General features: G+C 67.6%; 8 protein-coding genes. All 8 read right to left on the reverse strand.

All coding sequences use genetic code 11. The annotated features are described in order from the left end of the window. Positions 1–383 precede the first annotated feature (383 nt). Complete coding sequence (locus tag G5C50_RS00005) at positions 384–1,751, reverse strand: sigma-54-dependent transcriptional regulator (RefSeq protein ID WP_165063397.1); 1,368 nt, start codon at positions 1,749–1,751, stop codon at positions 384–386. A gap of 36 nt (positions 1,752–1,787) precedes the next feature. Continuing rightward, complete coding sequence (locus G5C50_RS00010; protein ID WP_165063398.1) at positions 1,788–2,552, reverse strand: two-component system sensor histidine kinase NtrB; 765 nt, start codon at positions 2,550–2,552, stop codon at positions 1,788–1,790. A gap of 127 nt (positions 2,553–2,679) precedes the next feature. Further along, a complete protein-coding gene (locus G5C50_RS00015; protein WP_165063399.1) occupies positions 2,680–4,995 on the reverse strand; it encodes a polyribonucleotide nucleotidyltransferase in 2,316 nt (771 codons plus the stop codon). A gap of 273 nt (positions 4,996–5,268) precedes the next feature. Beyond that, the gene (gene rpsO, locus G5C50_RS00020; protein WP_165063400.1) at positions 5,269–5,538 is read right to left on the reverse strand and encodes a 30S ribosomal protein S15; all 270 of its coding nucleotides are present in this window, start codon (positions 5,536–5,538) and stop codon (positions 5,269–5,271) included. Positions 5,539–5,697: 159 nt separating this feature from the next. Further along, the gene (locus G5C50_RS00025) at positions 5,698–8,244 is read right to left on the reverse strand and encodes a YfhO family protein (protein WP_240906886.1); all 2,547 of its coding nucleotides are present in this window, start codon (positions 8,242–8,244) and stop codon (positions 5,698–5,700) included. A gap of 32 nt (positions 8,245–8,276) precedes the next feature. After that, positions 8,277–9,869: a hypothetical protein gene (locus G5C50_RS00030; protein ID WP_165063401.1), complete on the reverse strand. Its 1,593-nt coding sequence runs from the start codon at positions 9,867–9,869 to the stop codon at positions 8,277–8,279. After that, positions 9,866–10,426, reverse strand: coding sequence for a Uma2 family endonuclease (locus G5C50_RS00035; protein ID WP_165063402.1), 561 nt, complete (start codon positions 10,424–10,426; stop codon positions 9,866–9,868). The genes G5C50_RS00030 and G5C50_RS00035 overlap by 4 nt, the downstream gene beginning before the upstream one ends. 20 nt (positions 10,427–10,446) lie before the next feature. Then, entirely contained in the window at positions 10,447–12,240 is a 1,794-nt protein-coding gene (locus G5C50_RS00040; protein ID WP_165064379.1) for a TIGR03960 family B12-binding radical SAM protein, read from the reverse strand. Positions 12,241–12,388 lie beyond the last annotated feature (148 nt).

Here is a 12,388-nt window from a genome sequence, read left to right on the forward strand (position 1 = left end):
GCCGTTATGGCTCAGGCAATGAGAGTCGGAGGCTGACGGCTTCGTCCCCTCTCCCCCCGGGAGAGGGCAGCCGCGCAGCGGCGGGTGAGGGTCGTGGGATTTCGGAGGGCGTGACGGTTGTGCAAGTCGTTGAGCCAGGCTGTGCCTACAGGTCCGACGACCCTCACCCGGCCCTTCGGGCCACCCTCTCCCGGCGGGAGAGGGGACGAGACAAATCTGCGTCGCAAAACGCGACGAACGAAGCCAATGTCACATCGATCGAAACGGTGATTGAACAGGCAGTTACGCCAATCACCATCGTTCCGTCGCCGCGTAAACGAACCCGCCCCAGGGCGGCTGTGTGAGGCGACGGGGTTGGCTCTTTGACAATTCGGACGAGGGCTTCAGGAGCCGTATTCCTTGAGCTTCCGGTAGAGGGTGCGCTCGCCGATGCCGAGGAGTTTGGCGGCTTCTTCGCGGTTGCCGCCGGTCAGCTTGAGCGTCTCCATGATGTAGTGCTTCTCGATGAGGTCGAGCGACTTGCCGACGAAGGAGTCGACGCCGTCGTGGGCCTCGGCGATCGCGCCGGCGGCTCCGGATTGGAGGTCTTCGGTCAGGTCGTCGAGGTCGAGGACGCCGTCGAAGTCGATCACGACCATGCTCTCGATCACGTTCTTCAACTCGCGGACGTTCCCCGGCCACGAGTACTGGCGGAGCACCTTGCGGGCGGCCGGGGTGATCGACGTGATCTTCTTGCCGTGGGACGCCGTGAACTCCTTGAGGAAGTGGTCGATCAGCAGGTCGATGTCCTCGCGGCGCTCGCGCAGCGGCGGCAGCTTGATGGGGACGACGCGGAGGCGGTGGTAGAGGTCCTGGCGGAAGGCGCCCGAGGCGATGGCCTCGGCCAGGTCGCGGTTCGTGGCCGAGATCAGGCGGACGTTCACCTTGATCGGCTCGTTGGTGCCGACCCGGACGATCTCGCCGTTCTCCAGGGTGCGGAGGAGCTTGACCTGGGTGCCGATGGGGATGTCGCCGACCTCGTCGAGGAAGAGCGTGCCGCCGTTGGCGTGCTCGAACCACCCCTTGCGTTCGCGGTCGGCCCCTGTGAAGGCGCCTTTGACGTGGCCGAAGAGTTCGCTCTCCAGGATGTTGTCGCTGAGCGCCGCACAGTTGAGGACCACGAACGGCTTGTATCGGCGCGGGCTGTTATTGTGCAGGGCCTTGGCCACGAGCTCCTTGCCGGTGCCGCTCTCTCCGGTGATGAGGACCGAGGCCGACGTGGGGGCGATCTGCCGGAGCCGGGCGACGACCGTGTGCATCGCCGGCGAGTTGCCGACGACCCCCTCGAAGCCGAACTTCTCGTTGAGCTGGCGCTGAAGTTCGATGTTGGACCGGGCGAGCCGCTGCGACTGCGAGGCCTTGTCGACGACCGTGCGAAGCTCGCCGATGTCGAGCGGCTTGGTCAGGTAGGTCGTGGCTCCGGCCTGCATGGCGGTGACGGCCGTCTTGATCGTGCCGTGGCCGGTGAGGATGACCACCTCGGCGTCGGGGAGTTCGCGCTTGGCCTTGGCGAGGATCTCCAGGCCGCCGACGCCGTCCATGATGAGGTCGGTGATGATGATGTCGAAGGTCTGCTCTTCGATCAGCCGGAGCCCTTCGCGGCCGCTCGTGGCGACGACGCACTCGTAGCCGACGCGCGAGAGGCTCTCGGCCACGGCCTCGGCGTGGGGTTCGTCGTCGTCGACCACCAGGACGCGGATCTGCTGGTCCATCAGTCCTTCTCGGTTCTGCGGGGAGCGGCTGACGGGCTAGGAGGCCGTCGGCCGGGCGGCCGGCAGCCGGACGGAGAATCGCGAGCCCCGGCCGGGGACGCTCTGGACCTCGATCGACCCGCCGTGGGCCTCCACGATGTTCCGCGTGGTGGGAAGGCCCAGGCCGGTCCCCCCCTTGCGGGTGGAGTAGAAGGGGTCGAAGATCCGCGAGCAGACGTCCTCGGGGATGCCGCAGCCGGTGTCGACCACGTCGAGGACCACCGTGGGGCCGTCGCAGCGGGTGGTGAGGATCAACTCCCCCCCCTCGGGCATGGCGTGCTCGGCGTTGAGCATCAGGTTGAGCACGGCCTGTTTGAACGCGTCGGCGTCGAGCGGAACTCTTGGGAGGTCGTCGGCGAAGTGGGTGCGGACGACCACGCCGCGGAGCGAGGCCTGGGGCTCATAGAAGTCGCACAGATCCTCGACGACCGAGTTCAGATCGGTCTCGACGGGCCTGACGTCCTGGAGGCGGGCGAACCGGAGGAAGTTCTCCAGGATGTCCTGGAGCCGCCGGGCCTCATGTTTGAGCCGTTCGATCCGAGCCCCGGCGCGGCGTTCACGGGGGGTCTCGGCGTCCTGAAAGTCCTCGGCGAGGAGGTCCAGGTTGAGCGAGAGAGTGGAGAGGGGGTTGCGGATCTCGTGGGCCAGCCCGCCGGCGATCTGGGCAATGTGCGCGTTCTGCTCGCGGAGACGACGGGCCACGTCGGGCTCGGCCGTCGTCGGGGCGGGCTCGGGGGCGGTGGCGACGAGTGGTTGGGCCATGGTTCCGATGCGCCGACTCCGGGGCGAAGAGACGATCAGGGGCCGCGGGGCGGTGTTACGCCGGGGGCTCGGTCCTTGCGGTCCCGAGCCCCCAGTAGTCTTTATCGGTTCGCCCGAGGGGCGGACGTCAGCGAGGACCGCGAGGACCGCGATCACCGCCGCGGTCGCGGTCGCCGCCGTAACCGCGTCCACCGCCGCCGCCACCGCCTTCAGGACGACGCGGGGGGCCGCCGGAGGAACGGTCGGGAGCGCCGGCCGGCCGGGGACGGTCAGCGAACTCGTCGGGGATCTCACGCTCGGCGAGGGCCGCCTTGCGGGAGAGCTTGACGCGGTCCTGATCGTCGACAGAGATCACCTTGACGAGCATCGTATCGCCGACGCGGCAGACGTCGGAGACGTTGGCGATGTACCCGCTGGAGAGCTCGGTGACGTGGACGAGGCCGTCCTTGCCGGGGAGGATCTCAACGAAGGCGCCGAAGTCCTTGATGGACGAGACGCGGCCTTCGTAGATGCGGCCGACCTGGACGCCCTCGGTCATGGCGAGGATCTTGTCGCGGGCGGCCTCGGCGCCGGCGGCCTCGGTGCTGGCCAGGGTGACCACGCCGCTGTCGTCGATGTCGATCTTGGCGCCGGTCTCGTCCTGGAGGCGGCGGATCGTCTTGCCGCCGGGGCCGATCAGCAGGCCGATCTTGTCCGGGTTGATCTGGATCTGGATCAACCGGGGGGCGTTGGTGGAGATCTCTTCACGCGGCCGCTTGATCGAGCGGAGCATGGCCCGGAGGATCTCAAGACGGGCCTCGTGGGCCTGTTCGAGGGTCTCGCGGACGATCTCCTCGCTGATGCCCAGATTCTTGAGGTCGAGCTGGATGCCGGTCACGCCGCGCTGGGTTCCGGCGACCTTGAAGTCCATGTCGCCGTAGTGGTCTTCCTCGCCGATGATGTCGGTGAGGAGGACGTGACGGCCGGTGGCGTCGTCCTGGACGAGGCCGATGGAGATGCCGCCGACGGGGTCGCTGATCGGCACGCCGGCGTCCATCAGGCTGAGCGTGGCGCCGCAGACCGAGGCCATCGAGCTGGAGCCGTTCGACTCGAGGATGTCGGAGACGACCCGGATGGTGTAGGGGAAGCGGGCCGGAGGCGGCAGGATCGAGGCGACCGATCGCTCGGCCAGGGCGCCGTGGCCGATCTCGCGACGGCCGGGGCCGCGGATGGGGCGGACCTCGCCCACGGCGAACGGCGGCATGTTGTAGTCCAGCATGAATTTCTTGCTGTACTCGTCCATGATGCCGTCGATCCGCTGCTCGTCGGCGCCGGTTCCGAGAACCGTGGTGACGAGGGCCTGGGTCTCGCCGCGCTGGAAGATGGCCGAGCCGTGGGCCCGGGGCAGCACGCCGACCTCGCACTTGATCGAGCGGAGGTCGCGGGGGCCGCGGCCGTCCGGCCGGTTGCCGCTGAGGATCAGGTCGCGGACGACGACTTCCTCAACCGCGTGGAAGACGTTCTTGATCCGGTCCTTGGTGACCGGCACGGGAACGCTCGCGGCCTCGCCGGGGCCGCCGGGGGCCAGACTGGCGGCCTCGCCGTCGGCCGGGATCAGCTCGGCGATCGCAGACTCGAGGATCTGCTTGGTGGCGGCGTTCCGCTCCTGCTTCATGACGATCTGCTTGGCCTCGCGGAGCCGGTGGCCGAAGCGCTCCAGCAGCAGGCCCTTGAGGGCGTCGGGCGGGGTCGGGGTGTGGACGGGGCGCTCCTGGCCGACGGCGTCCAGCAGCTCATACTGAAGGGCGATCAGATCCTGGTTGATGCGGTGGGCGTGGATGATCGCGTCGGCCATTTCCGGCTCGGGGAGTTCCTCGCCGAAGCCTTCGATCATGACGATCGCCTTGGCCGTGCTGGCGACGACCAGGTCGAGGTCGCTGGCGGCGATCTCCTCGGCGGTCGGGAAGGCGATGAGCTTGCCTTCGACGCGTGCCAGCCGGACGGCGCCGATCGGGCCCAGGAAGGGAGCCTTGGCGAGCAACAGCGAGGCCGAAGCCCCGACGATCGACGGGACGTCCGGATCGTTCACGCGGTCGGCGGAGATCGGGCCGGCCTGGATCTGGACTTCCTCGCGATACCATTCGGGGAAGAGCGGCCGGATCGGACGGTCGATCAGACGGGCGGTGAGGATTTCCTTGGTGCTCGGCCGGCCTTCACGCTTGATGAAGCCGCCGGGGAACTTGCCCGCCGCGTAGGTCTTCTCGCGGTAGTCGACGGTCAGGGGGAAGAAGTCGATCCCCTCGCGGCCGGGGCCGGTCATGGCCGTCACAAGGCTCATGGTGTCGCCGATTCGGACGACCACCGCGCCGCTCGCCTGCTTGGCGAACCGGCCGGTCTCAAGGCTGATGGTGCGATCGCCGATGGTGCGCTCGACGACCTTGCGGGCGAAAGGCGAAATAGACATGCTGTTACCTGGATGATTCACGGAGTCGTGGGGCGATGGCGGGGACCGCGAGGCGCTTTTCGCTGCGCCGCAGAGACGATCGGCCCGAGGAAGGGCGATGCCCGTGATCGGGGACCTATAGCGAAGATGGCCGCGCCCGGAAGGGGCCGGCCGATCTTGCAGGCGGGTCGTCGGCCGATCGCGACGGATCGACGCGGTCTCGCATCCGCGGACGATCGTCGCGTGCCGCCCGGTACGGTCGATCCGGCGGGCGGCGCGGCGATTCCCTCCGCTTTACTTACGGATGCCCAGGCGGCTGATCACCTCGAGGTACTTCTTCCGGTCGTGCAGCCGCAGGTACTTCAGCAGGCTCGAACGCTTGGAAACCATCATCAGCAGCCCGCGGCGGCTGGCGTGGTCCTTGCTGTGGGTCTTGAAGTGGTCGGTGAGGTCATTGATCCGAGCGGTCAGGAGGGCGATTTGCACCTCCGGAGAGCCCGTATCGTGCTCCGCACGGCTGAAAGACCCGATGAGTTCCTGCTTCTTCTCCTTCGTGATCGCCATCGCTCGCCCCAAAACTCCGGCCTTCGCGTTGGAAGCCGTTCTTGTGGTACCCTCTACACTTCAAGTCAACCACCATAGGCGAACGGGCGTCGGATTACAACCCCTCCCAGGACGTTTCTCGCCGTCGTTGGAACGCCGCGGGCCTCCAAACCGGAACGATCATCGCCGGTTCTCGCGCATGGCCTCAATTCCCGCTCCCCAGGTGAACGTATGCCACGCTCGACCCCAGCGCGACTGGACGGTCAGGCCCTCCGGCCCCCATTTGGGGATTGAGGCCAGGACGATCACGACGGCCGCTGCCAGCCAGAGCGTCTTCAACCATCCCGCCCGAGGGAGGACCGCATGGTCCGCGGAGTCGACGACGCGACCCGGTCGGATCGAGCCGATCAACCCCAGCAGCAGCCCCAGGCCGGTGACCGCCATCCCCGCCGGCAACCCCGCAGGCCTGTATCGAAAGACGACTCGATGCGTACCCGGTTTGACGAAGACCGCCCGGAACGCGACGTACGCCGGACGAACGGGAGTGGGCTCACCGTCGACGGTCGCCGTCCAGCCGGGGTCGAAGGTGTCGGCCAGCACGAGATAGCCGGGCGTCTCGGCCTCGACCCGAACGACCACCTCGTCGGGAACTTCGCTCTCGATCTCGGCCTTGCCGACGACCGGGGCATCCCCCAGCGGCCGGTCGGGGTCTTCGACCACCAGCCGGCGCTGGATCTCCGGGCCGAGGGTTCGCAGGGCGGCGATTGCTTCTTCTCGATTTCCGGCGTAAGCGGGATTCCCCGCCATCCGCGCTCGAGGCAGGGCGTTTGGGTTGACGTGCAGGAAGACTTCGCCGAGCGGCTCGTTGGGGACGAACGTCGATCGCAGGCTCCGGCCGACGACGACGTGGCTGACGCTGTCGAGGTCGAACCGGCCGCCGCCGTACTGGGTGTTGTCGAAGAAGTCGATGATCCGCCGGGGGATCATGGGCGTCTCGCCCTTGGACGAGGCCAGGCCCCAGGCGGCGGGCAGGCTCCAGTCCAGGGCGTCGCGAGCCTTCATGAAGTCGATCGGCTCCGAAGCGTATCCGGGTTCCCCGGCGCTCCGGTCCCCCTTGCCGAAGAGCCGGATGAAAGTCGGGTCGGCCTTGAGTCTCGCGACCGCCTCCGGGGGCCTCGTCCAGTATTCCGGCGTGACCGTCACCGGGTCGACGGCGTGCGCTCCCAGCAAGTCCAGCAGGACCAGCACCGGCAGGATCCAGGCCAGCCGGGCGCGGCGGCCGGCGGCCGTCGTCGAGGCGGCGATCCGGGCCAGCACCAGTCCCGAGGCCAACAACACGCCCGTCCGGACCGCCGAGACGGTCATCTCGCGGCCGAGCCAGCGGTAACGGTCCAGGTGGTAGGGGGTCGTCCAACGCCTCGCGTCGCTCCAGACGGGCCAGTAGACGTAGGCCAGGATTGGCAGCGAGGCGAGCACGACCACGACCACGAAGATCGTCGCCGCTTTCAGTCGGACGACGCCGGGTCTTCCCAGCCGTTCCACGCCGACCGCCGCCAGACCCGCGACGGCCAGCGAGACCCACAGGTGCAGCCGCACGGGCTCGCGCGAGCTGCCGGCGACTGGGATCTTGTTGGCGTAGTCGAACAGGAACGTGAACCGGCCGAGCATCAGCAGGGCCCCGGTGATCGCCAGCAGGGCGAGCCCCGTCGTCCATCGGTCGCGGCCCCCCGTCCCCGACGCGCCGACGATCGCGAGAGCCAGGGCCAGCAGGCCGAGGTAGGCGTTCATCTCATGGTAAGGATAGAAGCCGTCCATCCAGTCGGTGTCGCGGGCGCGGGTGCCGTAGGCTTCGCGGAGGACGAGTGTTGGCAGCAGTTCAGGGCTCCACGAACCGTAGGTCAATTCTTGGTAGGACAACCCGCCGGCGCGGGGGGATCGATCAAGCAGTTCCTTGGACGGAATCCACTGGACGGCCGAAATCAGCACCCCCAGCGCCACCAGTCCGATCGTCCGGGACAGGACGCTGCGGGCCTCGTCGCGGGTCGCCGATGTGCAGGCTCGATAGAGCCCCAGGAATCCGACGATCCCCGAGCAGAGGATGACGTCCTGCAAGTGCCCGGCGAAGACCTGGCAGGCCAGAGCGAAACCCCCGAGCGCAGCGCCTCGCCAGCGACCGGTCAACCACGACCATTCGAGCGCCCAGATCACGAAGGGGACGCTCGCCAGGGCGTTGATCATGCTGGTGTGAACCAGGTGCGCCCAGGTGAACCCCCCTGCCCCGAAGATCGCCGCGCCGGTCAGGGCGCCGGCCGGGCCGACGTGCCGTCGGAGCCAGCCGTAGGTTCCCGCGCCGGCGAGCCAGATCGAGAACACGGTGTCGAAGTTGAATGCCTTCCACGTCTCCATCCAGGGGTAGAAGACGTATTTCAGCGGATGGAAGTAGCCCGCCTGGCTCTCGCTGAAGAGCGGCATCCCGCAGTAGAGCCACGGGCACCAGAACGAGAACCGACCGGCCCAAAGTTCCTGGGCGAAAAACCGGCGGTAGGGGTAGTTGATCTCGGTGACGTCAAAGTAGAAGAACGCGCCCCGAAGGAAGACGGCCTCGCGAAAGATCCAGCAGAGCCCGGCGGTCCAGATCGCCAGAGCGATCGCGTCGCGGACGCCCCATCGCGGGGGCTGGAACCAGAACGACTCGGCCTCGGGGGCCTTCTCTGCCACTTGCGACACGAAAGAGCACTCGCTGCCGGCCCGGCCGGCGGTCATCGGGGACGTAAAGGCCACGTCGCGATCGTCGTCCCGCGCTCGTTGAGAAGCACCTCGCCCCCTTCCGCGAGCGCCTGCTGCAAGAATCGCTGGTCCTCCGGAGAGGGCCGGGCGATCAAGAGCGTCGGCCGGCCGCCCGGGAGGTCGTGCGACCACTCGGGGAAGCGGTTGGGAAAGATCGGGTTCGGGACGCCAAGCAGGGGACGATCGCTCAGGAACGCCAGGCGGTACGCGTCCCAGTATCCAGCCTGGAAGGCGGCGACCTCGGGATGCTCGCCCAACCAACGGAGCGCAGGATCGTCGACCGCCCGACGGACGACCGCCCCCCTCTCGTCGATCCAACCTAGTCGACGATACCACGCCGAGGCGTCCAGGGCGAACGCCCCGCCATACGTCGCCGCGATCACAAGCGCCGCAGCCAGTCCGACGGTCGACCGCTTCGACAACCCATCGAAGACCAGCCCGAAGCCCAGAGCCCCCGGAATCAGCAGCAGCACGAGGTATCGGTAGTTGTCCGCGTTGAAGATGTTCCGGTTCACCACGAAGGCCGCCAGGATCGCCGCCGACGAGACCAACGTACCGACCGCAATCGCCCGGCCCTCAGCCGAGTTCGCTTTCCAGACCCGCAGCTTAAGCAAGGTGATTGATGCAACGAAGGCACCCAGTCCCAGGGCCGTCGCGACGACCGCCGTCAGCGCGATCTCGGGTCGACGGATTCCGGCTCGTTGCACTGGTGCGCCGGTTCCCAGCAAGGCCGGGTCGGGGTCGGCCTCGAAGCCTGGGAGGCGATGGCCGGCGACCAGCCGGGGCAGACAGTCCAGGAAGAGGATACGCGTGTGTTCCTTCAGAAGGGCCGGGTCGAGACTCCAGGCGAACTGCTCGTTGTAGGCGTCGTAGGGTTCGAGCGCCCGGCCGATCGGCCGGGGGGCCACACCGACCGCGAAGCCCGCGAGCATTGCCAGCGAGCAGAGCCCCGCCGATCGCCAGGTCCAGCCGCTCCGCGTCTCGATGAGCGCTGTCAATCCGCCCGCGAGCAGGCCGACGAGCGTCATGAGGAACATCGAGTCATGCCAGAGCCCCAACCCGCACCAGAGGCCCAGCAGCGCGGCCCTCCCCTTCCCTCCCTTAATGATGAGCCAGGCCAGCAACGCCCAGGCCCCCGCGCTCCAGGCTGCGGCCAGCATGTGCCCGCCCGTGATTCGGCCGGTCAGCCAGATCGTCCCCGTCGACGCGAACGCGAGCGGTACGAGCGACCAGGTCGCGACTCTCGGTCCGAAGCCCGCCCAGACCGCCGCGAAGACGCCCGCGACGAACAACCCGTACGCGATCGTCCCCCCGGCCACGAGCGTCGAGGGCGACGTTCCCCAGATCCGCGCCGGCAGATAACTCAGCAGAACCGCCCCGGTCCCCATGTAGGGCGTGCCCGGATAGTGCCATCGCCAGCGGCCTTCCACAGCCTGCTGAAGCGTCAGCCCGTCAACGGCCAGGTCGCTGTCCAGGTGCGCCGGTGCGTTCACAACCAGGGGCACGCGAACCAGGACGCACCAACTCAGGGCGACGATCAATCCGGCGAGGGCGAGGCGTTTCAAGGGAAGAGTTCCGCAACGGTGCAGCGGAACCCAGGAAGCTCCGGCTGGTCCTCGATAACGTCACCCTCGGTGAGAACGACGGGAGGCGTCTGCGAGTCCCGGAAGATGGCGACCGACCGCTTCTTCGGGTAGACGAGCCAGACGGCGAGTCTGCCGGCGGCGAGGTATTCCGAGGCCTTCTTCAACAAGTCGCCGCGTCGGTTGCTGGGCGAGGCTACCTCGATCGCCACGTCGGGCGCGAGGGGGGGAAGCTTTGCCGTCTCGCTGGGCTTCGGCCAGCGGGCGTTGCTGAAGAACATGAAATCCACGCCGCGGACCGTGTCCGGGTTCTTCTCGGTCTGGACAAGGGTGTTGTTCGATGCTCCGTGGCCGTAGCTGGTTCGCCGCTGGTATTCCCAGAAAAGCCCCGCAACGCGACCGCAAACGACCCCATGTTCGAAGTGCGACGGCGGCGATTCGACCACCTTTCCGCGGACCAGTTCGTGGATGCCTTCGCCGTGGTCGGCGTCCATGAACTCCTCGGCGGTCATGAGGCGAGGGTGCGAAGCGGTCGACATCGCGCGGGCCTCCTCGGGGGTCAGACGGCCCCGGCCATGGCTTCGAGCTGCACGACGGAGCGGTTCTGTTCCTTGGCCAGGTAGTCGCGGCCGTACTTGATGTGGATGTGGTCCCACGCCAGGACTTCCTGGACGGGGCGTTCGCGCTGGCTGTAGAAGGGGACGTCGACGCCCAGATCCTCGAAGGTCTGCCACCAGAGCTTGGGGTCGAAATACTCGGTCCAGGCGTCGAGTCGAGCCCCGCGCCGCCAGGCTTCCTCCATCACGGCGGCGACGCGGCGGTCGCCCCGGGTGAGGATGCCCTCGAGCATGCTGCGCTCGATGTCGTGGCACTTGACGGTGACGGACCGCATCCGGACCCGCGACTTGAGGTACTTGTGCGCCCAGTGGAAGTATTCGCGCGGCTTCATGCCGTTCCACTGGTAGGGCGTGTGGGGCTTGGGGACGAAGTTGGAGACGCTGGCGGTGACGTCGGCGTAACGGCCGGTAACGTCCTTGCCGATCCGGGCGATCGTCTCGGCCATCTCGATGATCCCGTCGAGGTCCGCCGGCCGCTCGCCGGGAAGGCCGCACATGAAGTAGAGCTTGACCTTCCGCCATCCACGACGGAACGCCTCGGCCGCCCCTTCGTAGAGGTCCTTGTTGTCGATCGGTTTGCGGATCTGGGTCCGCATGTCGTCGCGGGCGACCTCGGGGGCAAGGGTCAGACCGCTGCGACGGCCCTCCTGCAGGAGGGCGGGGATCTTCTTGAGGGTCTCGGTGATCCGCAGGCTGGGGAGCGAGATTTTCACACCCAGCGGCGTGAAGACCTCCGACATCCTCGTAACCAGCCGCTCGAAGTCGGGGTAGTCGCTGGTGGAGAGCGAGAGCAGGCTGATCTCGTCGTAGCCGGTGTTGCGGTAGGATTCGAGCGCAGCCTCGACGATCGTCTCGACCGTGCGATATCGGAGCGGTCGCTTGATGACGGTGCTCTGGCAGAACCGGCACTGCCACGGGCAGCCGCGCATGATCTCGATGGCGATGCGGTCGTGGGCCGTCTCGACGAACGGGACGACGGGCTTCGTCGGCAGCGGCGAGCCCTCCAGATCCTGGATCACGCAGGGGCGGATGCCGGCCGGGAGGTCGTCGCGAGTCGGCCGGATCTCCAGGATCGTGCCGTCTTCGTTGTAGATCGGCGTGTAGAATCGGGGGACGTAGGCCCAGGGCTGGGCCGCGGCGATCTTCGCCAGCTTCTCCTCACGCGAAAGGCCGGAGCCCTTCATCTCGCGCCACATGTCGCAGACGATCGGGAGGCTGGGCTCGCCGTCGCCCATGACGAAGAGGTCGATGTAGGGGGCGAGCAGTTCCGGGTTCTGACCTCCCGGCCCGCCGGCGACGATCAGCGGGTCGTCGGCCGTCCGGTCCTCGGCATGGAGCGGGATTCGGCCCAGGTCGAGCATCGTCAGGACGTTGGTGTACGAGATCTCGTACTGGAGCGAGAAGCCGATTACGTCGAACTGGCTCAGCGGCGTGAAGGTCTCCAGCGAGTAGAGGGGCAAGCCCTCGGCGCGCATGGCGGTCTCGAAGTCCGGCAGCGGCGTGAAGACGCGCTCGCAGGCCCAGCCGCGGTCGTTCATCAGGCTGTAGAGCACCTGGAGGCCGTGGTGGCTCATCCCCAGGGCGTAAGTGTCCGGGAAGGCCATGCAGACCGTCCCAAGCACCTCGGCGTGGTTCTTGACGACGCTGTTCAACTCGCCGCCGACGTACTGGCCGGGCGTGCGGACCTTCGAGAGGACCCGCGCGACGACGGCATCCTTCAATTCCTGATTGAGCATCGGCTCCCCCGAGAGATTCGTCGATTGGCCGGAACCGTTTGGTCGCGCGACAAGGGCGTGAGGTTCGAATCGTTCGCGAGCCAGGTCGAAGGCCGGCGTCCCGTGGTCTTCGCGCCCGGGACGGGTCATGTCCTGAATCTTAACGGAT

The sequence above is a fragment of the Paludisphaera rhizosphaerae genome (assembly GCF_011065895.1).
Taxonomy (GTDB): Bacteria; Planctomycetota; Planctomycetia; order Isosphaerales; family Isosphaeraceae; genus Paludisphaera; species Paludisphaera rhizosphaerae.

What these genes read in the sequence shown, in the direction of transcription:
- G5C50_RS00035 (WP_165063402.1), bottom strand. Translation starts at nt 10,426, where the DNA reads ATGTCGACCGCTTCGCACCCTCGCCTCATGACCGCCGAGGAGTTCATG.
- G5C50_RS00015 (WP_165063399.1), bottom strand. Translation starts at nt 4,995, where the DNA reads ATGTCTATTTCGCCTTTCGCCCGCAAGGTCGTCGAGCGCACCATCGGC.
- G5C50_RS00005 (WP_165063397.1), bottom strand. Translation starts at nt 1,751, where the DNA reads ATGGACCAGCAGATCCGCGTCCTGGTGGTCGACGACGACGAACCCCAC.
- G5C50_RS00040 (WP_165064379.1), bottom strand. Translation starts at nt 12,240, where the DNA reads ATGCTCAATCAGGAATTGAAGGATGCCGTCGTCGCGCGGGTCCTCTCG.
- G5C50_RS00010 (WP_165063398.1), bottom strand. Translation starts at nt 2,552, where the DNA reads ATGGCCCAACCACTCGTCGCCACCGCCCCCGAGCCCGCCCCGACGACG.
- rpsO (WP_165063400.1), bottom strand. Translation starts at nt 5,538, where the DNA reads ATGGCGATCACGAAGGAGAAGAAGCAGGAACTCATCGGGTCTTTCAGC.